Source organism: Terriglobia bacterium (genome assembly GCA_020072815.1).
GTDB lineage: Bacteria > Acidobacteriota > Terriglobia > Terriglobales > Acidobacteriaceae > Angelobacter.
On record JAIQGE010000007.1, the window covers coordinates 35386 to 58107 of the forward strand.

A 22722-nucleotide genomic window follows, 5' to 3' on the forward strand; every position below is an offset into this window, starting at 1 on the left:
CGAGAGCCGCTTGAGGAGTTTGCCGTGCCCAAAACGCCCGAACAATGGCTGGAGCAGGCCGCGCCGGAAAAGAAGGCCGGCATCCTCAAGCTGTTTCTTGGCTACGCTCCCGGCGTGGGCAAGACCTACAACATGCTCAGCGAAGCCACGCGCCGCAGCAAGCGCGGAGAGGACGTGGTGGTGGGCGTGGTGGAGACCCACGGTCGCAAAGGCGTGAACGAACTTCTGGGCCAGCTTGACGTGGTCCCCCGCCGCGCGCTGGAGTACAAAGGCACCGTGTTCCAGGAGATGGACGTGGACGCCATCCTTGCCCGCAAGCCCCAGGTCGTGCTGGTGGACGAACTGGCGCACACCAACATCGAAGGCAGCAAGCACGCCAAACGTTATGAAGATGTGCTGGAAATCCTGGAAGCCAGGATTGACGTGCTGGCCACCATGAACATCCAGCATCTGGAGAGCGTGACGCCCACCGTCCAGAGCATCACCGGCATCACTGTGCGTGAAACCGTGCCGGACTGGGTGCTGGAGCGCGCCAATGAAGTTGTGCTGGCTGACCTGACGCCGGAAGCGCTGCAGACCCGCATGCGCCGCGGCGATATCTACCCAGTGGAGCGCGCGGAAAAAGCGCTGAGCAACTTCTTCCGTCCCGGCAACCTGCTGGCGTTGCGCGAACTGGCCCTGCGGCACGTCACGCACTCGGTGGACCGCAGCCTGGAATCGTATCTCCAGCGCAAGCACATTGATCAGAACTGGGGCGTGAGTGAGCGCGTGGCGGTGTGCATCAGCTCCAATCCCGCTTCGCAGCAGATCATCGCCCGCGGCGCGCGCATGGCCCAGGGGCTGGACGCGGAGTTTTACGTGGTCCACGTGGAGCGCGGTGAAGGCCGCACCGAAGAGCGCGATCGCAGCTTGCTGGCCAACATCCGTTTTGCCGAAAACCTGGGCGCTAAAGTAGTCCAACTGGAAGGCGCCACCGTGGCCACCACCGTCGCTGACTTTGTTCGCGAACAAAAAATCACCCAGGTCATCTTTGGCCGCTCCGCCGTCCACGGCTGGAAAAAATATCTTTACCTGGGCGCCATCCATCGCTTCCTGATGAACGCGCCGCAGGTGGACGTCCACATCGTCAACCAGGAAAGCGACTGATGGCGGAACGCAGCCGCATCCTGGTGGTGGACGATGAAACCCAGATCACGCGCGTCCTCAAGACCACGCTGAACTCCCAGGGCTACGAAGTGAAGACCGCCGCCGACGGCGAAAGCGCCTTCAACGCCGCCATGGACTGGCTGCCGGACTTGATCATCACTGACCTTTCCATGCCGGGGATGACCGGCATCGAGCTGACGCGCGCCGTGCGTGAGCGCTCCCAGGTGCCCATCATCGTGCTCTCGGTGCGCGGAGAAGAGAAGCACAAGATTGAAGCCCTGGACGCCGGCGCCGACGACTACGTCACCAAGCCCTTCAGCGTGAACTAACTCCTGGCCCGCGTGCGCGCCAACCTGCGCCGCGTCGCCGCCACGGCGGAAGAAGTTTCCTCGCCGGTGGAAGAAGGCGATTTCTACATCAATCCGGAATCGCGCCAGGTAAAAGTTAGCGGCAAGGAAGTCCATCTCACGCCCAAGGAATTTGACTTGCTCATCTTCATGGCGCGCCATCCCAACAAAGTTCTTACCCATCGCATTCTGCTCAACGCCGTGTGGGGCGGAGAAAGCGTGCAGCAGCCCGAATACCTGCGCGTCTTCATCAACCAGTTGCGCAAAAAGATTGAGCACGGCGAAACTCCGCAGTACATCCTTACCGAGCCTTGGGTGGGCTACCGCTTCCAGCCCAGCGGCGAGCCTCTATGAATTGGGCGTAACTCAGCAACCGCAGGGCTTGCTTTCGTTGAGGTCTTCAATCGGCGTGGACATGGCCAGCGACTCGTACGTGCACTTGAAATTGATGTCGTCGCAAAGGGCAAGATTGCCTTGCGGATCGCGCACCAGCCAATCTCCTCTTTCCGCGTGCAGAATACCTGTTTCGGTGCGAACTTCAGTTTGTTCCGCCACCTGGACGGCTTCTACCACCAGCGGTTTAATGCTTCTGTACAACATGGTGTCAACCACTCCTGGGCAAATTGCCCAGTTACATTAGACGAAACCGCTCATAAGGATTGCATTGGCGAAGCATCAATCTTTTGTAAGGACGCGCGGCTCCAGCCTTATAAAACATTGATGGATTGCTTACCGTCTCCTTATGCCGAATGTAGTCAACTGATCTTCTTCCCGAGTGCCATCCAAGAGGCCGCGGGAACTGGAGTCGGTCATGACGTTGTTTATGGTTCTTATGATGGTCAGTTTTCTGGCCGTCCTCGCCATGCTTTGGTGCTTCAGAGGTTTTACCCGCGAGCTGAAGCAGGGAAGGAAGCCGATCGGGCTGTTGGTGCGCGTGGATGATGGCGCAACAGCGCACAAGAGGATCGTGAGCGTCAAAGTTGTGCGTCCTGCGCCGCGATCCATCAAGCCCGCTGCCACCCCGGCTCGCGCCCGGGTTTCTAGCGCAGCCACGGTGATCGGGCTGGCCATCTTGTTGGGATCGCGCTGAAAAGCCGTACGCCCTTCATCCGGTGGATTTCTCCAGGATAGGCCCGCCTGCGCAGGATGGCGGGCGTCCTCTTACCACCATCGCCAGACGGAGATTCCCGCTCAGAGGCGTAGCCTGCGCGGTGATCACCAACGGCTGTCCTGCCCGCAGGCGACCTATAACCACTCCGAATAGCGATCATAAATAGTTTCAATTTCCCAACTGGATTCTTACGGGATAAGGTAGCGTCCAACTATTGCTGCGGCCAGCGAGTGCCCGAGAATCGGGGTCCGCTGGCCATAGTCAATCGGAGGGATGCATGAAAAGACGTATGTTGGCTGGTCTTGCGGTCGTCCTTGCGTTGTCATCAGTGGTCGCGGCGCAGAGAAGCACCAAGCCCGGCCCGGCAACGGGAATGAAAGTGTTCGCCATCTCGGGCGAGGTTCGCGATAACGGAAAGTCCCTTATCAGCGACGAGATCAACAAGTGGACCGTGGACAACGCAGACACTCTCAAAGGCCGGGAGGGCGCCTACCTCACAGTGCGGTGCCACGTGGACCCAGACAAGCACACGATTCACGTGATTTCGATCAATCCTCAGATGGAAGCGCGCACTACCCGGCTCGGGGACTCGGCTTTCCGGCGCTAGCGCCGGGCAAACTCCTGCGTAAGCGGGGCCGGCCAATATTCTTTGTTGGTCTTAAGGCCTTAGCTCGCTTGCTGTTTTCGCCAGCCAAGCGTCTTTCCCGCAACCACCGTTCATTCCGCGTGCGTCAATCCGCCTTTACAAAACATTTACGTTTTCCCAATTCCTTCCTTATGCCTGATCTTGTGCAATGACTCTTGCGCGCTGCTCTCACCTTTGAGAATAGCGAGCAGGATGTGGGCAATGCTTCTTTCAGGCTTCATCATTGGTTGCGCCGCTTTAGCGACTCCGTTCCTGCTGTGGTGCCTTCTGGGTTTTTCCCAAGAACTACGCCGTTACCAGGGCAGCGCTGCTTCCCTGGTGTGCGTCGAGCGCTGGGCCCCTTCGCGCTTCAGCTATGGCGGCCATGTTGTCGAAATCACACGGACACGAAAGCGAACCGCGCGAGCATCCAAGCAGCAGGCTCCTGGAACCCCGCCAGGCCGTTCCGCTTGACTTCAGTATGGCGCTCTCGCCAACAAATATCGCTCAGCGATGGGACGTTGGTGGAAAGTTGCGCCGCGAGACAGAGTCAACACACGTTTCTTACAGAAAGGTTGGCATTCATCATGAAAACGAGACAAAGGCGATGTGCGGCCACCAGTGCCTGCGCTGTCGCCATTCTGATCGCAATTTGCTTGTGCACGGTCGCTCCACGTGTTCATGCCCAGACCACAGTGGCTGACAACAAAGCGGCTGGCTTGCCCGCCGCTTCTTCCAGCTCTGTTGCTGCAGCGCCGGGCGCGCCCAACACGAATGCTGAAGTTCTGGAAGAACTCGCAAGGATGCGGGCGCGCATTCAGGAACTGGAGGCCATGCTCAAAGCCCAGGGTGTTTCCACTGCTGCCGGGACACCGTCAAATTCGCCGTCGCCTGCGAGGGACGCGAATTTTGTAAGCGTGTCCGCAGCGCGTCCTGCGTCGCCCAGCATTGCTCCCCAGGCGGCCACGCCGGAAGTCAAGAAACCGGCCGACCCGTTCGCCTTCGCCGACTTCACCTGGCTCAACGGCAACGCGCGCACCAAAGAAGCGGCTTTCGATTCAAAATTCTTTACGCCGGAAATCCGCGCAGACGTTGATTACATCTACGACTTCAACCATCCTTCCGATAACACCATCGGCGGATCGAGCGAAGTGTTTCGCGCCAATGAGTTCCAACTCACACAGTTGGGCGTGGGCGGCGACTTTCACTATGACAACGTGCGCGCCCGCCTGATGACCCAGTTTGGCATGTACTCGGTCACCACGCCGCGCAATGACGCCAGTCCCGGACGCGGCCAGTGGGACCTGGCTGGCGCTTACCGCTATATTTCCGAGGCCTACGGCGGGTATCACTTCAACGTGATGCATGGAATCAACGTGGACGCCGGCATCTTCATGTCGTACGTTGGATTGTTCAGCTACTACAACTTCGACAACTGGGCCTACCAGCCTTCGTATGTATCTTCCAACACGCCCTGGTTCTTCAATGGACTCCGGGTGCAGTTTTTCCCCACGGACAAACTGAAGATCGAACCGTGGCTCACCAACGGATGGCAGTCCTACGGCAGGTTCAACCACCGGCCGGGTGTCGGCGGCCAGATCCTGTGGCGTCCAAACGGGAAGTGGTCCATTCTCGGCAACCAGTACGCTCTGGGCAGGGACGCATTGGGCGTGTCTGGCCGCACCCGCTGGCACACTGACGACAGCATTCAATACAAGTATTACGACCGCCCGGACAACTTCATCAGCAAGGCAGCATTCTCCCTTACCGGTGATGCCGGCTGCGAAAGTGGCGGCGGCGTAAGCTGCTTCGGCAACGGCAAGAGCGGTCCCAAGCAGAGCTTTCTGGGCTACATGATCTACAACCGGCTTTGGTTCCACAAAGACCTGTACGCTGTGACCTTGGGCGGCGGGGCCATCAACAATCCCGGACGTTACTTGGTGCTGCTGCCGCCCATCAACGGCGCAACGGCCTTCTCCGGGACGCCCTACTTCACCGAGAGCCCCGGTGATCCCTACAAAGCCTGGGACGCGTCCGCGACCTTTGACTGGATGCCCAGCCAATACATTACGTTCCGCTCGGAGTACAACCATCGCGCGGCCAATGTGCCGTACTTCTCCGGCTCCGGCGGAATCACCCCTGCGGGCGGAAACCAGGGCGCGCCCGGCTCCTTGGTCACCGGTTTCACCCCCGATCTGCGCAAGCGGGAAAACCGGCTGAACATGGCCATTCTGGTTAAATTCTGATTCTTAAGACGAGTGGACGGCAGCGTCTTTATAAAACATTTATGTTTCCAGAAAGTTTTTGCGGGTATTGCAGTTGCAAACCATTTAACTTGGTTCGCCAGATGGTAACGCCATCTCGAGCCAAGTTATGCATTCACAATTCACGCTTTCTCGTTTTGTCTACTGGAGTCTGGCCATGCTAATGCTATCGGGATTTGGCTTGATCGGCACGCCGATGCACGCGCAAAGCTCCGGCTCCTCTGATTCGGAAGTCCAGCAGCTTCGCGAACTGGTGCTCAAACTGCAATCGCGGATTGAACAGCTCGAGAAAAATCAGGCTTCCAATCCTCAACCGGCCAAAGAAACTGCCGTCACTCCAAGCCAACCGGCCGCAGCAAAGCCTGACGGCCAGTCCATCGCCAAGGAAGACCGCGCGGTGCTCGATTTCTTTCGCGGTACAACCATCAACGGCTCGCTGGACGGCTACTACGCTTACAACTTCAACCAGCCGATCGGCCGCGTCAACCTCCTCCGCGCTTACGACGTGAGCAGCAACAGCTTCAGTCTGAACCAGGCCAATCTGATCATTGAGCGCGCGCCGGACCTTGACGCCAAGCGGCGCTACGGCGTGCGGCTGGATTTCCAGTATGGCCAGGCGACGGAAACCTTGCAGGGCAGCGCCGCCAACGAACTGCGGCCGCAGACTTACCGTCCGCTGTTCCAGGCTTACGGGACGTACGTGTTCCCCGTGGGCAGCGGCCTTACCGTTGATTTCGGCAAGTGGGCCAGCGCGCTGGGATTTGAGAACAACTACACCAAAGACCAGATCAATTACTCGCGTTCCTATTACTTCAATTTTCTGCCGTTCTACCACATGGGTTTCCGGGCCGGTTACAACCTCAGTCCGAAAATCAATTTCACTTACTGGCTGGTGAACGGCGCGCAGCAAACCGAAGACTTCAACGGCTTCAAATCGCAAGCGTTTATCTTCACCGTGAAGCCGCGCAGCACCGTCTCCTGGAACCTGAACTACTATTTTGGCCAGGAGCAGCGCGACGTGCTGGCGGTCTTGAATCCCGGCTTGCCCGCGGGTCCAACCCAGCCTGGACTGCCGGTAGCGAACATCACTCCCACGCCCAACGGACGCCAGCACATCCTGGACACATACGTCAGTTGGAACGCGACGTCGAAATTGACATTGGGGGCAGAAGCCGACTACGTGATCAACCGGGTGTTCAGCAGCTCCGCGCCTGCGCGGGTGACTGGCGGCGCCGCGTACGTTCGTTATCAATTCACGCCTAAGTTCGCGCTGGCCGCGCGCGGCGAGTACCTGTCCGACCGCGGCGGCCTGTTCAGCGGCGTGACCCAGGCGCTCAAGGAATCCACGGCCACGGCGGAATACAAGTTTGCCGACGGTTTCCTGGCGCGCATGGAATGGCGCCGCGATTTCTCCAATCAACCATTCTTCCTTACCGACGTACCGAACGTGCTGAAGAAGGAACAAAACACCGCCACGTTGGGCCTGATCTGGTGGTTTGGCCAGAAGCAAGGCTCCTGGTAGGCGCTTTGATGAGGTCTGCAAATGTTTGACCTGTTGATGATTGTCTTCACGTTTGTGTTCTTTACCGTCGCCATCGCCTATACGGTCGCGTGCGACAAGCTGAAGTAGAGGCCAACTATGAACCTCGAAAACATTTTGATGCTGGCCATCACCGCGTTGCTGATGGTCTACCTGATCTACGCGCTGCTGCGTCCGGAGAAATTCTGATGACGCTCAACGGTTGGTTGCAAATCCTGTTCTTCTTTGTCGTGGTTCTTCTCGTGGCCAAGCCCATGGGGATTTTCATGACCAAGGTCTTCTCCCGCGAGCGCACCTTCCTGGACCCGGTCATGCGCCCGGTGGAGAAGCTGCTCTACAAGCTCACCCGCGTGGATGAAGACCGCGAGATGCGCTGGACGGAATACTCCATCGCCATGCTGCTGTTCAGCGGCGTCTCCATGCTGGTGCTGTACCTGCTGGAACGCACGCAACAATGGCTGCCGCTCAACCCGCAGAAGTTCGCGGCGGTCGCGCCCGATCTGGCCTTCAACACTGCTGCTTCCTTCACCACCAACACCAACTGGCAGTTCTATACCGGCGAGCAGGTGATGAGCTACCTCACGCAGATGGCGGGGCTGGCCTATCACAACTTTGCCTCCGCCGCCGTTGGCATGGCGCTGGCCGTGGCTTTCATCCGCGGCATTGCGCGCCGCGAAAAAGACACCCTGGGCAACTTCTGGGTGGACACAACGCGTGCGGCTTTGTGGGTGCTGGTACCGATTTCGTTAGTGGCCGCTCTGCTGCTGGTCTCGCAAGGCGTGATTCAAAACTTCAAGCCCTACGACACCGTAAAGCTGGTTGAGCCGCAACAGGTCCAGAAAACCGGTCAGGACGGCAAGCCGGTCGTGGACAAAGACGGCAAACCGGTGATGGACACCGTCACCGACCAGGTCATCGCGCAGGGTCCGTTTGCCTCCCAGGAGGCCATCAAGGAACTGGGCACCAACGGCGGCGGCCCTCTGAACGCCAACAGCGCGCATCCGTTTGAGAACCCCACGCCGTTCAGCAATTTTTTGGAGATGGTGCTGATCTTCGCCATCCCGGCCGGCCTCACCTACACCCTGGGGCGTATGACCGGATCGCAGAAGCACGGCTGGGCGGTGTTCGCGGCCATGGCTGTGCTGTTCTTTGCCGGCGTGACCACTGCGTACTGGGCGGAAACCCGGGGAAATCCTCTGCTGGCAGGAGTGAATCAGCAGAGTTCGGCGATGCAGCCCGGCGGCAACATGGAAGGCAAGGAAGTCCGCTTCGGCATGGCCAACTCCGCCCTGTTTGCCACCGTCACCACCGACGCCAGCTGCGGCGCGGTCAACGGTATGCATGATTCCTTCACCCCGCTGGGCGGCATGGTGCCGCTGGTCAACATCATGCTGGGTGAGATTGTCTTTGGCGGCGTGGGCGCCGGCATGTACGGAATCCTGATTTTTGTTGTGGTGTCCGTCTTCATTGCTGGCCTCATGGTCGGCCGCACGCCCGAATATCTGGGCAAAAAGATCGAAAGCTATGACGTGAAGATGGCCATGCTGTACGTGCTCATCTTCCCGCTGGCGATCCTGGTGCTGTCGGCGCTGTCGTCCCTGCTGCCTTCGGGACTTGCGACGCTGAACAACGGCGGGCCGCACGGGCTGTCAGAGATCCTTTACGCGTTCACCTCCGGCACGGGGAACAACGGTTCCGCCTTCGCCGGCCTGGGCGGCAACCGCTGGTACAACCTGGCAATGGGGTTCACCATGCTCATCGGCCGCTTTCTGATGATCGTGCCCATGCTGGCGGTGGCCGGCAGCCTGGCCAAGAAGAAGATTGTTCCGCCTTCGCCGGGGACGTTCCCGGTGACCACTCCGCTGTTCACCGTGCTGCTGGTGAGCGTGATTTTGATCGTCGGCGCGCTGACCTTCTTCCCGGCGCTGAGCCTGGGACCGGTCCTGGAACACCTGCTGATGCATGCAGGAAAGACTTTCTAAGGGGAGCAATCGAATGGCGGCAAGAACAAAATCAAAATCGCTGTGGGACGTAAAAATCGTCCGCCAGGCGCTGCTGGACTCGCTGGTCAAGCTGGACCCGCGCAAAATGATGCGAAATCCCGTGATGTTTGTGGTGGAAGTGGGCAGCGTGGTCACCACCGTGCTCTTGGTGCGTGACGCCATGGCCCACAAGCCGGGATTCGGCTTTGATCTGCAGATCACGCTGTGGTTGTGGTTCACCGTGCTGTTTGCAAATTTTGCTGAAGCCATGGCCGAAGGCCGCGGCAAAGCGCAGGCGGAAACGCTGCGTCGCGCCAAGTCAGAAACCGTGGCCAACCGGCTGCTCGCGAGCGGCCGAACCGAGCGCATTCCGGGATCGCAATTGCGGCTCGGCGACCTGGTGCTGGTTGTCGCCGGCGAAACCATTCCCGGCGACGGTGAAATCGTGGAAGGCGTGGCTTCCGTGGACGAATCGGCCATCACCGGCGAATCCGCGCCGGTCATCCGCGAAGCCGGCGGTGATCGCTCCGCCGTCACCGGTGGCACGCGCGTTCTATCCGACCAGATCAAAGTGAAGATCACGTCCAACCCCGGGGAAACGTTCCTGGACCGCATGATCGCTCTGGTGGAAGGCGCCGAGCGGCAGAAGACGCCGAATGAAATTGCGCTCAACATCCTGCTCGCCGGGCTGACCGTGATCTTCCTGCTCGCCGTGGTCACGCTGCAGCCGTTCGCGATGTACTCCGGCGCGAAGCAGACGATCTTTGTCCTGGTCTCGCTGCTGGTCTGCTTGATTCCCACCACCATTGGCGCATTGCTCTCGGCCATCGGCATCGCCGGCATGGACCGCCTGGTGCAGCACAACGTGCTCGCCATGTCCGGACGCGCCGTGGAAGCCGCGGGTGACGTTAACACGCTGCTGCTGGACAAGACCGGCACCATTACGCTGGGCAACCGCCAAGCCACGGACTTTGTCGCCGCGCCGGGCGTGAGCAATGATCAGCTTGCCGACGCGGCGCAGCTTTCGTCGCTGCCCGATGAAACTCCGGAAGGCCGTTCGATTGTCGTCCTGGCCAAAGAGAAATACGGGCTGCGCGGCCGCGACCTGGCTGCGTCACAAGCCGTGTTCGTACCTTTCAGCGCGCAGACGCGCATGTCCGGCGTGGACCTGGACGGCCGTTCCATCCGCAAAGGCGCCGCCGACGCCATTGAAAAACATCTGCTCGCAAACGGCGGAGCGTTTCCCAATGAAGTCCGCGCCGCCGTGGAGACCATTGCCCGCGCCGGCGGCACGCCGTTGGTAGTGTCAGAAAACCGGCGCGCGCTGGGCGTGATCCAACTCAAAGACATTGTGAAGGGCGGGATTCGCGAACGCTTTGCGCAACTGCGCGCCATGGGCATCCGCACCGTGATGATTACCGGCGACAACCCGCTCACCGCCGCGGCCATCGCCCGCGAAGCCGGCGTGGACGACTTTCTGGCCCAGGCCACGCCCAAAGACAAAATGGATTTGATCCGCCGCGAGCAAGCCGACGGCAAGCTCGTCGCCATGACCGGCGACGGCACCAATGACGCTCCCGCGCTGGCCCAGGCAGACGTGGGCGTGGCCATGAACACCGGCACGCAGGCCGCCAAAGAGGCCGGCAACATGGTGGACCTGGATTCCAACCCCACCAAGCTGCTGGAAATTGTGGAGATTGGCAAACAACTATTGATGACGCGCGGATCGCTGACCACCTTTTCCATCGCCAATGACGTCGCCAAATACTTCGCCATCATCCCGGCGATGTTTGCCGGCACGTTCCCGGTGCTGAACGCGCTGAACATCATGCGCCTGGCCACGCCGCAGTCCGCTATCTTGTCGGCGGTGATCTTCAACGCCTTGATCATCGTGGCGCTGATTCCGCTGGCGCTGCGCGGCGTGCAATACAGGGCCATGAGCGCGGACGCGCTGCTGCGCCGCAATCTGCTGATCTATGGCGCCGGCGGCGTGATTGTGCCGTTCATCGGAATCAAGATGATTGACTTGATCATCCGGGCCGTGGGCCTGGCATAGTTCGGAATGAAGCGAGGATGGAGATGAAGAAAAATCTTGTTACCGCGATTCTCTACACGGTGGTGACCACCGTCCTGCTGGGCGTCGCATACCCGCTGCTGGTCACCGGCCTCGCACAAGTGCTGTTCAAAGACAAAGCCAACGGACAACTGGTGCCGCAGGGCGGAAAGATTGTCGGATCGAAAATCATCGCCCAGCCGTTTACCGGCTCTGGATATTTTCATCCCCGTCCGTCGGCGGCGGGCAACGGCTATGACGCCACCAACTCCGGCGGAAGCAATTACGGCCCAACCAATCAGAAGCTCATTGATCGCGTGAAGGCTGACGTCGCAGCCTTGCAGGCGGAAAATCCCGGCAAGCCGGTGCCGGTTGATTTGGTGACGACGTCCGGCTCTGGCCTTGATCCCCACATCACGCCTGCCGGCGCGGACTTTCAGGTTCCTCGCGTCGCCAAGGCCCGGGGCATCGCGGAATCCGATCTTCGCGTGCTGGTGAGTGAACATACCGAAGGCCGGCAGCTAGGCTTCCTGGGCGAACCGCGCGTCAACGTGCTGCAGTTGAATCTGGCGTTGGACGAGAAATTTCCCGTGAAGAAGGTCGGAGCGGCCAAGTAGGCCTGCGCGGAGCAACGGGCGTATGCGGCATGACGGCAGCGTGCCCCGCGCACCGGCCAAGCCATCTATGGACTTTTACAGCGCCCTCCAATACGTTGCGTTCATCGTCACACTGACGGTTTGCGTGAAGCCGCTGGGGCGATACCTGGAAAAAGTCTTCTCCGGGCAGAAAACCGCCCTCGACCGATTATGTTCGCCGATGGAAAGACTCCTCTATCGCGTTGCGGCCGTGAATCCCGCGGTGGAAATGGGCGCCAGGGAATACGCAACCTGCTTTGTGCTTTTCAGTCTGGCGGGAACTTTCCTGCTGTACGCGATTCTGCGATTGCAGAATTTTCTTCCGTGGTTTAATCCGCAATATCACACCACTCCGTTGACACCTGACTTGGCCATGAACACGGCCATCAGTTTTTCCACCACGACCACGTGGCAAGCCTACGGCGGCGAAAACACCATGAGTTACTTCAGCCAGATGGCCGGGCTCTGCGCGCAGAACTTTCTTGCCGGGGCTGCAGGCCTGGCGGTTGGCGTGGCGTTCATCCGCGGCTTTGCCCGCCAGCGGTCGGAAACGCTGGGCAATTTCTGGGTGGATTTGACCCGGTCTCTGCTGTGGGTCCTGCTGCCGGGCGCTCTGCTGGGTGCTGTTCTTCTGCTGTGGCAGGGTGTGCCGATGAATTTCCACCCCTACACAGAGGTGGCATCGCTGGAAGGGACCAAACAAGTCATCCCGCAAGGCCCGGTGGCCGCGTTCGAAATCATCAAGAACCTAGGCACCAACGGCGGAGGCTTCTTCAACGCCAATGGTGCTCATCCTTATGAGAATCCCACGCCGCTGGCCAACTTTTTTGAAATGCTGGCCATTGCGCTGTTGCCAGCTTCGTTGACCAATACTTTTGGGAGAATGACGCGGCAGCCGCGCCAGGGCTGGATGCTCTACTGCGTCATGCTGGCATTGTTCGTGGCCGGACTGACAGTGACGCATTGGGCGGAACACAGGGGCAACCATGCTTTCGCGGCGGTGAATCAAGCTGCGGGAAATCTGGAAGGCAAGGAAGTCCGTTTCGGCGTCGGCGGCTCCGCGCTCACGGCAACCGTGACCTCGAACACCGCCACGGGCTCCTACAACGCGATGCATGACAGTTTCAGTCCGCTGGGCGGGATGGCGCCGCTGGTCAACATGCTGCTGGGCGAAGTAGCGTTCGGCGGACTCGGCACGGGCATGTACAGCATGCTGATGGTCGCCGTGATCGCTGTTTTCCTGACTGGCTTGATGATGGGCCGGACGCCCGAGTACCTGGGCAAGAAGATAGGCCCGGCGGAAACCAAGATGGTCATGCTTTACGCGTTGGCTGCGCCGCTTACCATTCTTCCGCTCACCGCTCTGGCCGTGCTCTGCAAGCCTGGGCTTGCCGGATTGACCACCAACCAGGGCGTCCACGGCTTTACCGAGATTCTGTACGCCTACACATCTTGCTTTGCCAACAACGGCCAGAACTTTGCCGCACTGAGCGCCAATACCGTCTTCTACAACCTGACAACCACGGTGGCCATGCTTCTGGGACGATTCGCGCTGGCTGCCCCCGCTCTCGGCCTGGCAGGCTTGGTCGCGACGCAAAAAAGCACCCCGCCGTCGGCAGGCACGTTGCGCACGGACTCTCCATTGTTCGCGCTGGCCCTGACCGCCACAATCTTGATTGTTGCCGGGCTGTGCTATTTTCCCGCGCTAACTCTGGGTCCGATTCTGGAGCATTTGTTATTCCGGTAGCGTTTGAGTTGTCGGCCCCTAACGCGGGATATTCACACGAGCGAAGTACCGGCCTTCTCGCCAAGCCTTCCAATAGCAATATATGCGTTCCAGGCCACACTCAACCGGGTAGTTTGCTTTTTGCGACCGACGGTTTTTCTTTCTGGCTTAAGCTCGAGCGGCTAAACTTGGGTAGACGTCCCATGAATATTCGACTGCGATTATTGCTGCGGCACATAACGTATAACCTGCGTGGCGGCTTTCTGCTTCGTCCGCTGGCGATCGCACTCACGCTGGGATGTGCGGGGGCGTTATTGTCGCAATTGGAAGAAAACGTCCCCACCATCAGCGCCTGGGTGCCGAAGATCCTGTTCCCCTCGCATGCTGACCCGCAAGTCGCGCAGGTCATTCTCGGACAAATAGCCACCTCCATCATGACGGTGGTTTCTATTGTTTTCGCCATCCTGTTGATGACGCTCACGCTGGCTTCCATGCAGTTCTCCCCGCGTATCATCGTGAGTTTCGCAAGAGACCGCGTGACGCAATGGACTCTTGGCATCTTTCTTGGCACTTTCTCCTATTGCATGGCGGCCCTGCCGGCGGCGCGCTCCCTGCCTGCCCCGTTCGCTCCGGTCGCAACGGTCCTTGGCGCAATGGTTCTCGCCCTGGCGTGCGTGGCTTGGCTGCTGTTTTTCATTCACCACATCACCCAAGCAATCAGCGTCAGCCATATCGTTGACCGAATCGCGTCGGAAACAGAAGCGGTGATTGACGCGTTCATGCCAAGGCCCCACATGGACAATTATCCGCGGTACGCCAATTTGATCGATCCAAGCGCGTGGGCGCCGGCAGTTCTGAACCAGTCCTCAGGCTACATCCGCTTTGTCGATACCAAGCGCCTCACGTTTCTGGCGAAAAAGTACCGGATACAGGTCCATCTTCTGCGGCGGGTTGGGCATTTCGTGCCAGCGGGCATACCTCTCCTGGTGGTCTCGAAAGAGGACCGCGTGTCGCCTGAGATTGCCGCCGAGTTTCGCGGGGCTTTCGACATAGGTCCCTCCAGAACTCTGCAGCAGGATGTCGAGTTTGGTGTCTTGCAGATTGTCGACATTGCCCTGAAAGCCATTTCGCCTGCGGTGAACGACCCTACTACCGCAATCGGCTGTGTGGACCAATTGAGCCGCATTCTGATCCGCTACGTCTCCAAGGAACCGCCTGAATCTCTGCTCTTTGATCCACCGGGTGTCGTGCGGGTCAGCATTCCATGGGGCAGCTTTGACCGGCTGCTTGACTCAGCTTTTGAGCAAATACGTCTTTACGCGAAGGGGGACGCGGCCGTCAGCCTGCGTATCCTGCGCGCCCTCGGTGATATTGCTATGACCACCCCAGATCAGAGCTTCCGGGCTTCGCTCGTGGAACGCGGGAGACGGATTGCTACGGGCTGCGCCGAAAAGCTGGGTCACGAAGAACTGAAGGCAATACGGAGCCGGTTGGCTTCGATTGAGGAGGTTTCAGGAATTCCCCACAGCCGAGGAGAGACAAGGGAGAGCGTGCAATTGGGTCTTGAGAAGATGTAGCCGCCAATCCTCAGAGATGGGTGGGCAGGGCCGTTGTTGAATGGGAGCGGGTCGGCTCTTTGTCCTTCACATCGTCCTTGTCGAAGAAGACGTGGACGTCGCCCACAAACGCCATAATGGCTACTACCAGCGATCCTGCCAGCCCAATCAGGAAGATTGACTCCAGAATCACGACCATAACGCGCAAAAACATTGGAAGAATCCCTCTTCTTCCAAGCTACGGCCAAACGGCATAAAGAAGTTATAAAGAGACCGCAAAGAAAGGGTAAGGGCCGATGGCTGTTTCGCACCTGCAGTTTGTGATCCAGCTCACTGCGGATCAAAGCGGTAGCCGATCCACGGCTCTGTTTTGATGTACTTGGGCGCGCGCGGGTCGGCTTCCAGCTTCTTGCGCAGGTTGCCGACAAACACCCGCAGGTACTCCGGCTGCTCCGCGCTGTTGCTGCCCCAAATCGCGGAGAGGATGGCGCGATGGGTGAGCACCTTGCCGCGGTTGGCGACGAAATACTGGATCAGGTCAAACTCTTTGGGCGTTAGATGGACGGCGCGCCCGCCCACCTCCACCAGCCGCTGCTGCGGATCAATCTTGAAGTCGCCCACTTCGATTCCGGTCTCGTTCTGCAGCGGAGGCGCGCTGCGCCGCAGCAAGGCGCGCACGCGGGCCGTGAGTTCGGCCATGCCGAAGGGTTTGGCCACGTAGTCGTCGGCGCCCAAGTCCAGGGCCTTGACTTTGCTGGCCTCGTCTTCGCGAACGGAAAGCACCAGAATGGGGACTTCGCTCATTTGCCGTATGCGCGAGCACAGTTCCAGGCCGTCCAGGCCGGGCATGGAAAGATCGGTGATGACCAGGTCCGGCATCCATGAGCGGAAGCCTTCCAGCCCGGAGCGGCCGTCGTCGGCCACGCGCACCTGAAATCCCGCGGACTCCAGCGCGCGGCGCAACACGCGCGTGATCTGCGCTTCGTCGTCCACCACCAGGATTTTTTTGCCGTCTTCAGTCATGGGTTTCTCGGCGCGCGAATTCTTGCGTCGCACCGCTTTCCCGGCTCACGCATTTTCCCGCAAGGGAATTTGAAACTGAACACACGTGCCTTGTCCACGGGCGCCGTCTTCAATCCATATCTTGCCGCGATGGGCCTGCACAATGCCGTGCGCGATGGCCAGCCCCACGCCAAAGCCCGGCCGCGCTCCCGCGCGAAAAAATTTCTGGAAGACCTGGTCGCGCAGCTCCGGCGCAATGCCCGGGCCCTGGTCGGAAACCGCAAAGCAAACCGAATGGTTACCGCTATGGCGGACGGAGAGACTGATCGGCGCGCCAGCCGGAGAATACTTGGCCGCATTCTCAATCAGGGTGAAGAGCACTTGCGAGATCAGGCGGGGGTCCACTTGCAGCGCGGGCAGCGCCGGCTCAATGGAAGTTTCCACCGGATGCTTGCCCAGCAGCGGCCCGGCGCGCTGCAGCGCGTCTTCCACCATTTCTTCCGCGGTGACGGTGTGGCTCTCCAGGCTGATCTCGCCGGCTTGCAGCTTGGCCATGTCCATCATGCCTTGTATGAAGTGGTTGAGCCGGTCAGATTCTTCTTCAATCACTTCGAACAACTCCTGCTGGACTTCCGCGGAAACGTGCTCTTCGCGCAGCGTGCTGATGGCCGCCTTGATGGAAGTCAGCGGCGTGCGCAGATCGTGCGTGACGGCGTCCAGCAGCGCGGTCTTCAGTTGTTCGCTGCGGCGCAGTTCGTCGGCCTGCAGCGCGCGCTTCTCCAGCCGCGAAGAAAGCTGTCCCACCAGCACCGCCGTCATGATAAAGACGAAGAAAGCCACCACGTCTTCCGGGCGATGAATGCGAAAAGAATAATAAGGACCGATAAAAAAGAAGTTGAACGACAACCCGGCCAGGATGGAGACGCACAGCGCCGGGCCGCGTCCGGCCTGCGCCGCCACCAACACCACCAGCAGCACCAGCCCCAGCGCGATGGTGGTCTGGCTGAGCGCGGGACGCAGCGCGTGCAGCCCGGCGACGAGCACCCCCAGCGCCAGAATCGCGCTGCCATAACGCCAGAGCCAATGAGCCTTCCAGTTGTCCACGGGGACATTGTAGGAGAGATTTGGTAATTGGGTAATTTCGTAATTTGGTAATTGAGTAATCTGAAGGACCTCGCAAAGGTTCTGAGAGCAAAACTCGCAGCCGGTGCCGTTGGTTTCAATTACCCAAGGTAATTATCCCTTGAGATCAAGTACCCTTTGTGTTTCAATCTAGGGCATGACGCATCCGCTGGATGGCACGTTTGAAAAACTAGAACGGGCCGATCAAAATATCCGAAATCTCGAATCTGAAATCGCTTTGTTTTTCAAAGAAAGCGAGTATCCCATAATCCCCCAAGGAGACATGGAGACATTCAAGAAGGCGATTGATTACCACAGTTCTCGGGCTATGTCCCCACGATTCAGCGTTTTGGCAGGGGAGGTAATTCATCATCTCCGATCGGCTCTCGACCACGTCGCCTGGCAGCTTTCGAGTACCACATATAGGCGAGATTTTGCCCGCGCTATTGAGTTTCCAATTTTTGACGAGGAACCCGTCAAGAAAAAGGAACGTTCCCGATACGAGAGAAAGATAGAGGGAATTTCCAGTACTCAGGCACGCTTGCTTATCGAGCAATTCCAGCCTTACCAAAGAGGGGATGATGTTATTAATGATCCCCTGTTGATCGTCCACAACATGGACAGAATTGACAAGCATCAAGAATTGGTCATCCTTCTCCCCGGTCTCCACTCGAGACTCGACCTCCGCGAATTTGTGTCCCAAATTGACAGAATGAAGCGCGAGGCGGAAATGGCCAACAAGCCGATCCCCACAATCCCCGAAGCCATGCAAAAGTATGCAATAGTCACCCCGCAAGTATCCTTCAGAGAGTTTGGGGACCTGGATTACAAGCCTGTCATCCCAGGATTGTTTCAGCTTGCGAAGTACATCAAAAATGTTGTCAGTATGTTCGCCGGCGAGATCAAGTGAGGACACTTCTCCCTTCCCGTTCGTGCTAAAATCACGAACTAGGGGAAGGAGAACGCTACATGAGCGGCAACTCAAAGAGCGATCAACCCCGAGCTAAATTCGCGCCTTCTCAAGAGGTAGCTGAGAAGATGCGACCGATATCACGCCAATCATTCCACGGAATCTTACAGAGAGCGGCTAAACCGCTCTCTCGCAAACCCTCTCCAAAAAAGCATTAAATATCAAATTCCCCTGATCTCTGCGGTTGTAGCGGAACGTGTACTCGTCTAAGTAGCTTTGCAGGTACTTCTTTGAAACCTGATGATAGACGCCGCCGATGCCGCGTTTTATCAGGCTCCAAAAGCCGTCAATCGTTTGGGTGTGAATGTCACCTAGGACGTAAATTTTCTCGGAGTGATTGATGCGCTTGTGCGTAACGTTCGCGGCCTCAGCCAACCCGCCATAGCCCATCCAATCGTCCGTGAACACTGTGGACTCAGGCAGGATTCGCTCTTGTGCAATGCGATGCAGATTTTGCTTTGTTGCGTTCTCCGAGGTCAGCGCAAGAGCACGTCCATTGCGTTCCACGATACCCACCACACACTGTCTATGGCTCTTGATTCCTGGGCGACCGGGTTTAGACCCTCTGCGGTTTCTTCCGCCAAAGTAAGATTCGTCCATTTCGACGGCGTCTCCCTCCAATTGCGTGTCATTGTTTTCGGACAGCAACGAACGAATCTGTTTGAACATTCTCCATGCAGTTTTATACGTGACTCCAGTTTCCCGCTGAATCTGTTTTGCCGAAATTCCGCAACGAGTGGAAGCCATCAAATACATAGCGTAGTACCAGAGATGGAGAGACGTGCTCGACTTCGCAAAGATTGTTCCCGCCATCGGGGAAATCATCGTTCCACAGTGACCGCAAGCATACGCAGGGCGACCCGTAACGCGGTGATGCTTCCGCTCGACTCCGCACTTCTCACAGTGGGCAATCCCGCCGGGGAACCGCTGTTCCTTGAGGTGCTCAAGGCAGCTATCGTTATCAGGGAATTGAGCGTTAAAATCATTGATCGTATAGCGCAAGTGCTTTGGAATTGTTTGTCTGCGGTTCATGATCTTTTCACCACAAACATTATGCCCTGCATTCTACTTGATGTCAAGGGATAATTACCTTACCCAATTACCAAATTACCCGATTACCAATTTCGTGTGTCTCCGTGGTGGAATTGGCTCTTTCTAAAGCTCTCCAAAGCTGCGAAAATAGCGCCATGGCACTAGTCGTCATTGGCGGGCATTCGCGCAGCGTGGGCAAGACCAGCGTGGTCGCGGGTCTGATCGCGGCGTTGCCGGAGTTCAACTGGACCGCCCTGAAGATCACCCAGTTCGGCCACGGTGTCTGCTCCGCCGACGGCAAGCCCTGCGACTGCGACACCGGAGACGACCACTTCCGCGCCTTGAGCGACGAAAAAGACCTGAGCGGCGAGACGGACACCTCGCGCTACCTGGTCGCGGGCGCCAAGCGCTCCATATGGGTGCGCACGCGGCAAGGCCGCCTGAGTGAAGCCATCGCCGACATTGAGCGCAAGATTGCCGGCGCGGAAAACGTGATCATGGAATCCAACAGCATCATGGGCTTCCTCAAGCCCGACCTCTACCTCAGCGTGCTCGACGCCGGGACCCAGGACTTTAAAGTTTCCGCCAACGAGTTTCTGGACCGCGCCGACGCGGTGATCCTGCACAAGGCCAATGGCATGGGCATGGGTGGTGCCAAGTGGGACCTGGTTTCCATGGACCGTCTTGCGGGCAAGCCGCAGTTTCTGATCGAACCTCCTCCGTACGTGACGCCGGAGATTGTCTCGTTTGTTCGCGAACAATTGGCCGCGCGCATTCACGCCTGATTTACCGCAAAGGACGCAAAGGGCGCAACGGAAGAGAGAGATGTTTTCTTTTTAGGGCAAAGATCGCTTCTTGGTCGAAGTTTTTCTGCCGCGACATGAATCAACAAAGACTTCCCACCCCGTTGCGTCCGTTGCGTCCTTTGCGGTGAAATCCTTCGCGCCCGTTGCGGTAAATCGCTATTTCGGCCCGGTCATGGGAGGCATGGGCCGGTCTTTGCGCGGATCGTCGGTGCGCTTCTGGGTGTCCACGGTGTCGGGCTCGCGCACAAAGGACGCGGTCGTGGCGGTGGTGGTGGCGGTCGAGGCTGCGCGGCTACTCCGCTTTAGATTCTTCAGCACGTCGTCTCTGTCCAGGTTGTAGTCGCGAGAGAGGCGGGTGAGCGCCAGGGTGATGATGTCCGAGTGATGGATCTCTTCCGTCCCCGGAAACTTCTTCAAGTCCAGCCAGATCTTGTGCACCAGATGGACGTCCTCAGTCTTCATGGTTGGCGTGTGCGGGCCAATGCGGTAGCTTTCCACGGACTGGTCAGGGCGCACCACCTGGAACACGAACTGGCGCTTGGGTTCAGGCATGGCCTCCCAGGCCTGGCCCAGGCGGAAGGCCTGCTCTTCGCCCGTCATTTTGCTGGAGAGTCCGGAGACCACGGCGGAAGATTCCATGGAACTGGCGGTCTGCACAATCGCCGAGAAGACGTCACGCGCCGGGACCACCAGCAGGGAAATGGTTTTGCCGTAGCTCTCCGCGATGGAAACCGCCTTGGTGAACAAGGTCTGCTCGTAGTCGCTGAAGATCTGTTCCATGGCCAGGTCGTATTCGGCGGAGCCGTAGCCGGTAAGGCGGGCCTCCATCACCACAATGTCCTGGTCGTGCGTGTCGGTCACTTCCAGCGCCCAGCGCAGGTGGTTGAGCGTGTTGTAGTCGCGCACCGTGACCAGCAGGTTCTCCGGACGCACCTGGACCGTTTCACGTCCAATGGTGTCCTGCTGCACCAGTTGGAAGTGCTCTTTCATTTGCTGCTCAACGTGCGCGAACTTGCGTTTGTTGACCTTTTCTGAGACCAGAAAGATGAAGAAGAACCCGATGGAAAACGCCAGCCCGGCCACCGTGGCCACCTGTTTGGTGAAGATGTTCACCACCGCGGTCGAGAGCAGCACCAGATGGACGGACGCCAGGCCCACGGGGAGTTCAACCGTCTTCCACTTGCCGGTGGCCTTGTCTCTTCCGATGGGGAACGGGATGTTAGGAGGCACGCGCCAACCGCGTTCGCCCTTGTATTTGAAGCGGAGCACCAGCATGGCCAGGCTGTTGAAGGTGAAGCTCCAGATCACGCCGAAAGCGTAGGCTTCACCCAGCACGTACACGTTGCCCCGGCTGGCCAGGATGGTGATCAACTGCAGTCCAACGATCAAGTTGACGATGCGGTAGCTGGTGCCGTACTTCCGGTGCGGGCGCCGGAACCAGTCCGTCAGGACCCCGTCTTCAGAAACCCGATTGAGCACGCCGTTGGAGCCGATGATGGAGGTGTTGATGGCGCCGGAGAGAATCAGGAACCCCACGCCCACCACAAATACCCGGAAGATCAGCTTGAGCATATGCGGCCCCACCATATACATGGCCATGCCGCTGATCAAGTTGTCTTTGTAAACCGAAACCCGCACGCTGTCCGGAATGATCATCACGGCCAGCATGGAGCCGATTCCGGTGAACACAAAGCTGAACACGGCGATGATCAGCGCCGCGCGTTTCAGGTTGCGCAGCTTTGGACTTGCGATTTCGCGGTTCACCTGGGCCAGCGATTCTTCGCCGCTCATGGCCAGCACGGAGTGGCCGAAGGCGATGAGAATCCCGAATAGCCCGAACGATTTGGCCAGGTCCGTCCCTTTCAGGAAGCCCAGCGCCTCGTCGCTGAACTTCAGGTTTGCAGGCACGGGCAGCGGGGGCAGGGAAGCGCCGTTCTTCATCACCGTGTAAATCGCCCACACCAACAGGATGACCACCATGACGGTGGTGATCTGCATCACGCGCAGCGCTTTGTCGCTGGACTCCTCAATGCCCTTGATGTTTTCCCACCAGTAATAGATGGTCACGGCCAGGGCAAAGGCCGCTGCGGCGTAATTCTCATTGATGTGGAGAGCGTGGCCGTTCAGCATGTGGTGCATGGCCCGCGGCACCCAGCCGTGGACTTCTGCCGCGGAGAACAGCTCGTTGATCAGCCCGGCAATGTATTGGCCGGCGGAGACGCCGGAGATCGGGCCGGTGAGGATGTAGTCAAACATCAGCGCGGAGACGCTCAACTTGGCAAACGTTCCGCCCAGGGCCTCTTTCACCACGCGATACACGCCGCCGCGGGTGAACATGGAACAGCTTTCCACGTACACCGAGCGCACGGCAAAGGCGAAGAGCATCACGCCCAGAATGAACCAGGGCGCGGCCTTGCCGACCGCCTGTTCCGCGATGCCGCCGGCGTAAAAAGCGGAAGAACCAAGGTCATTGAGGACAATGGCCGCGGCGCGCCAGTAGGAGATGAACGTGAGCATCACCGACGTGGCGACCACGATGCGGACCCTGTTCGATTGTGTCGGGACTGCTCCGGAGCCGGCTGACATTTTTAGAAAATAAATAACGGCCGCTGCCAACCAGTTGATCTTGGTTTTGCAGGACCGCGCTCACGCCTCAATTTTCTTCGCTTATACCTTGTGGTCCCGCACCGGTTCGTCTCCCTCAAACATGCTATGGGCCGTCTTGATGGCTGTAACAATAATGACCGGTATCGCCCCGATCAGCCCCGCGAGGAAGAAATATTGAAACACCGGCAAGACATAGTG

Annotated in this window: 19 protein-coding genes and 1 pseudogene; 14 read left to right on the top strand and 6 right to left on the bottom strand. The window is 58.7% G+C overall.

All coding sequences use genetic code 11. The features are described from left to right. Window positions 1–24: 24 nt before the first annotated feature. Window positions 25–1146, top strand: a complete 1122-nt coding sequence (locus LAO20_10495) for a histidine kinase (protein ID MBZ5531851.1) — start codon at window positions 25–27, stop codon at window positions 1144–1146. Then, window positions 1146–1847, top strand: a pseudogene (locus tag LAO20_10500) (response regulator transcription factor). The gene LAO20_10495 and the pseudogene LAO20_10500 overlap by 1 nt, the downstream one beginning before the upstream one ends. A gap of 12 nt (window positions 1848–1859) precedes the next feature. Here LAO20_10500 and LAO20_10505 read toward each other — a convergent pair. Beyond that, window positions 1860–2093 (bottom strand): hypothetical protein, encoded by a 234-nt coding sequence (locus LAO20_10505; protein ID MBZ5531852.1) that lies wholly within the window; start codon window positions 2091–2093, stop codon window positions 1860–1862. 211 nt (window positions 2094–2304) lie between these two features. Here LAO20_10505 and LAO20_10510 point away from each other — a divergent pair, with 211 nt between their 5' ends. The 10 genes from LAO20_10510 to LAO20_10555 all read left to right on the top strand — a co-directional run bounded on the left by LAO20_10510 (window position 2305) and on the right by LAO20_10555 (window position 15006). Further along, window positions 2305–2583 (top strand): hypothetical protein, encoded by a 279-nt coding sequence (locus LAO20_10510; protein MBZ5531853.1) that lies wholly within the window; start codon window positions 2305–2307, stop codon window positions 2581–2583. Window positions 2584–2881: 298 nt separating this feature from the next. Further along, on the top strand, window positions 2882–3211 hold the full coding sequence (locus tag LAO20_10515; protein ID MBZ5531854.1) for a hypothetical protein: 330 nt from the start codon (window positions 2882–2884) through the stop codon (window positions 3209–3211). Between the two features lie 821 nt (window positions 3212–4032). After that, the gene (locus LAO20_10520; GenBank protein MBZ5531855.1) at window positions 4033–5475 is read left to right on the top strand and encodes a porin; all 1443 of its coding nucleotides are present in this window, start codon (window positions 4033–4035) and stop codon (window positions 5473–5475) included. 175 nt (window positions 5476–5650) lie between these two features. After that, the gene (locus LAO20_10525) at window positions 5651–7015 is read left to right on the top strand and encodes a porin (protein ID MBZ5531856.1); all 1365 of its coding nucleotides are present in this window, start codon (window positions 5651–5653) and stop codon (window positions 7013–7015) included. 117 nt (window positions 7016–7132) lie between these two features. Further along, on the top strand, window positions 7133–7222 hold the full coding sequence (kdpF, locus tag LAO20_10530) for a K(+)-transporting ATPase subunit F (GenBank protein ID MBZ5531857.1): 90 nt from the start codon (window positions 7133–7135) through the stop codon (window positions 7220–7222). Then, window positions 7222–9015 (top strand): potassium-transporting ATPase subunit KdpA, encoded by a 1794-nt coding sequence (kdpA, locus tag LAO20_10535; protein MBZ5531858.1) that lies wholly within the window; start codon window positions 7222–7224, stop codon window positions 9013–9015. Before kdpF ends, kdpA (LAO20_10535) begins: the two co-directional genes overlap by 1 nt. A gap of 13 nt (window positions 9016–9028) precedes the next feature. Continuing rightward, window positions 9029–11071 carry a potassium-transporting ATPase subunit KdpB gene (gene kdpB, locus LAO20_10540; protein MBZ5531859.1) on the top strand — a complete coding sequence of 681 codons (2043 nt, stop codon included), beginning with the start codon at window positions 9029–9031 and terminating at the stop codon, window positions 11069–11071. A 23-nt stretch (window positions 11072–11094) separates the two neighbouring features. Beyond that, window positions 11095–11685, top strand: coding sequence for a potassium-transporting ATPase subunit KdpC (gene kdpC / locus LAO20_10545; GenBank protein ID MBZ5531860.1), 591 nt, complete (start codon window positions 11095–11097; stop codon window positions 11683–11685). A 67-nt stretch (window positions 11686–11752) separates the two neighbouring features. After that, window positions 11753–13450 (top strand): potassium-transporting ATPase subunit KdpA, encoded by a 1698-nt coding sequence (kdpA, locus tag LAO20_10550; protein MBZ5531861.1) that lies wholly within the window; start codon window positions 11753–11755, stop codon window positions 13448–13450. A 182-nt stretch (window positions 13451–13632) separates the two neighbouring features. Continuing rightward, the gene (locus LAO20_10555) at window positions 13633–15006 is read left to right on the top strand and encodes a DUF2254 domain-containing protein (GenBank protein MBZ5531862.1); all 1374 of its coding nucleotides are present in this window, start codon (window positions 13633–13635) and stop codon (window positions 15004–15006) included. Window positions 15007–15016: 10 nt separating this feature from the next. Here the strand turns inward: LAO20_10555 and LAO20_10560 are convergent, their stop codons facing one another. The 3 genes from LAO20_10560 to LAO20_10570 all read right to left on the bottom strand — a co-directional run bounded on the left by LAO20_10560 (window position 15017) and on the right by LAO20_10570 (window position 17091). Then, window positions 15017–15199, bottom strand: a complete 183-nt coding sequence (locus tag LAO20_10560; GenBank protein MBZ5531863.1) for a hypothetical protein — start codon at window positions 15197–15199, stop codon at window positions 15017–15019. Window positions 15200–15315: 116 nt separating this feature from the next. Then, window positions 15316–16008 (bottom strand): response regulator transcription factor, encoded by a 693-nt coding sequence (locus LAO20_10565; GenBank protein ID MBZ5531864.1) that lies wholly within the window; start codon window positions 16006–16008, stop codon window positions 15316–15318. Window positions 16009–16053: 45 nt separating this feature from the next. Beyond that, complete coding sequence (locus tag LAO20_10570; protein ID MBZ5531865.1) at window positions 16054–17091, bottom strand: DUF4118 domain-containing protein; 1038 nt, start codon at window positions 17089–17091, stop codon at window positions 16054–16056. A gap of 175 nt (window positions 17092–17266) precedes the next feature. Here LAO20_10570 and LAO20_10575 point away from each other — a divergent pair, with 175 nt between their 5' ends. After that, a complete protein-coding gene (locus LAO20_10575) occupies window positions 17267–18019 on the top strand; it encodes a hypothetical protein (GenBank protein ID MBZ5531866.1) in 753 nt (250 codons plus the stop codon). A 177-nt stretch (window positions 18020–18196) separates the two neighbouring features. On the opposite strand, the gene LAO20_10580 is transcribed toward LAO20_10575, so the two are convergent. Beyond that, window positions 18197–19111, bottom strand: a complete 915-nt coding sequence (locus LAO20_10580) for an IS1595 family transposase (protein ID MBZ5531867.1) — start codon at window positions 19109–19111, stop codon at window positions 18197–18199. A gap of 155 nt (window positions 19112–19266) precedes the next feature. On the opposite strand from LAO20_10580, the gene LAO20_10585 reads away from it, so the two are divergent. Further along, window positions 19267–19896 (top strand): hypothetical protein, encoded by a 630-nt coding sequence (locus LAO20_10585; protein MBZ5531868.1) that lies wholly within the window; start codon window positions 19267–19269, stop codon window positions 19894–19896. Between the two features lie 177 nt (window positions 19897–20073). On the opposite strand, the gene LAO20_10590 is transcribed toward LAO20_10585, so the two are convergent. Continuing rightward, window positions 20074–22434 (bottom strand): APC family permease, encoded by a 2361-nt coding sequence (locus tag LAO20_10590; GenBank protein ID MBZ5531869.1) that lies wholly within the window; start codon window positions 22432–22434, stop codon window positions 20074–20076. Between the last annotated feature and the right edge of the window lie 288 nt (window positions 22435–22722).

What these genes read in the sequence shown, in the direction of transcription:
- LAO20_10505 (MBZ5531852.1), bottom strand. Translation starts at nt 2,093, where the DNA reads ATGTTGTACAGAAGCATTAAACCGCTGGTGGTAGAAGCCGTCCAGGTG.
- LAO20_10510 (MBZ5531853.1), top strand. Translation starts at nt 2,305, where the DNA reads ATGACGTTGTTTATGGTTCTTATGATGGTCAGTTTTCTGGCCGTCCTC.
- LAO20_10515 (MBZ5531854.1), top strand. Translation starts at nt 2,882, where the DNA reads ATGAAAAGACGTATGTTGGCTGGTCTTGCGGTCGTCCTTGCGTTGTCA.
- LAO20_10520 (MBZ5531855.1), top strand. Translation starts at nt 4,033, where the DNA reads ATGCGGGCGCGCATTCAGGAACTGGAGGCCATGCTCAAAGCCCAGGGT.
- LAO20_10525 (MBZ5531856.1), top strand. Translation starts at nt 5,651, where the DNA reads ATGCTAATGCTATCGGGATTTGGCTTGATCGGCACGCCGATGCACGCG.
- kdpF (MBZ5531857.1), top strand. Translation starts at nt 7,133, where the DNA reads ATGAACCTCGAAAACATTTTGATGCTGGCCATCACCGCGTTGCTGATG.
- kdpA (MBZ5531858.1), top strand. Translation starts at nt 7,222, where the DNA reads ATGACGCTCAACGGTTGGTTGCAAATCCTGTTCTTCTTTGTCGTGGTT.
- kdpB (MBZ5531859.1), top strand. Translation starts at nt 9,029, where the DNA reads ATGGCGGCAAGAACAAAATCAAAATCGCTGTGGGACGTAAAAATCGTC.
- kdpC (MBZ5531860.1), top strand. Translation starts at nt 11,095, where the DNA reads ATGAAGAAAAATCTTGTTACCGCGATTCTCTACACGGTGGTGACCACC.
- kdpA (MBZ5531861.1), top strand. Translation starts at nt 11,753, where the DNA reads ATGGACTTTTACAGCGCCCTCCAATACGTTGCGTTCATCGTCACACTG.
- LAO20_10555 (MBZ5531862.1), top strand. Translation starts at nt 13,633, where the DNA reads ATGAATATTCGACTGCGATTATTGCTGCGGCACATAACGTATAACCTG.
- LAO20_10560 (MBZ5531863.1), bottom strand. Translation starts at nt 15,199, where the DNA reads ATGTTTTTGCGCGTTATGGTCGTGATTCTGGAGTCAATCTTCCTGATT.
- LAO20_10565 (MBZ5531864.1), bottom strand. Translation starts at nt 16,008, where the DNA reads ATGACTGAAGACGGCAAAAAAATCCTGGTGGTGGACGACGAAGCGCAG.
- LAO20_10575 (MBZ5531866.1), top strand. Translation starts at nt 17,267, where the DNA reads ATGACGCATCCGCTGGATGGCACGTTTGAAAAACTAGAACGGGCCGAT.
- LAO20_10580 (MBZ5531867.1), bottom strand. Translation starts at nt 19,111, where the DNA reads ATGAACCGCAGACAAACAATTCCAAAGCACTTGCGCTATACGATCAAT.
- LAO20_10585 (MBZ5531868.1), top strand. Translation starts at nt 19,267, where the DNA reads ATGGCACTAGTCGTCATTGGCGGGCATTCGCGCAGCGTGGGCAAGACC.
- LAO20_10590 (MBZ5531869.1), bottom strand. Translation starts at nt 22,434, where the DNA reads ATGCTCACGTTCATCTCCTACTGGCGCGCCGCGGCCATTGTCCTCAAT.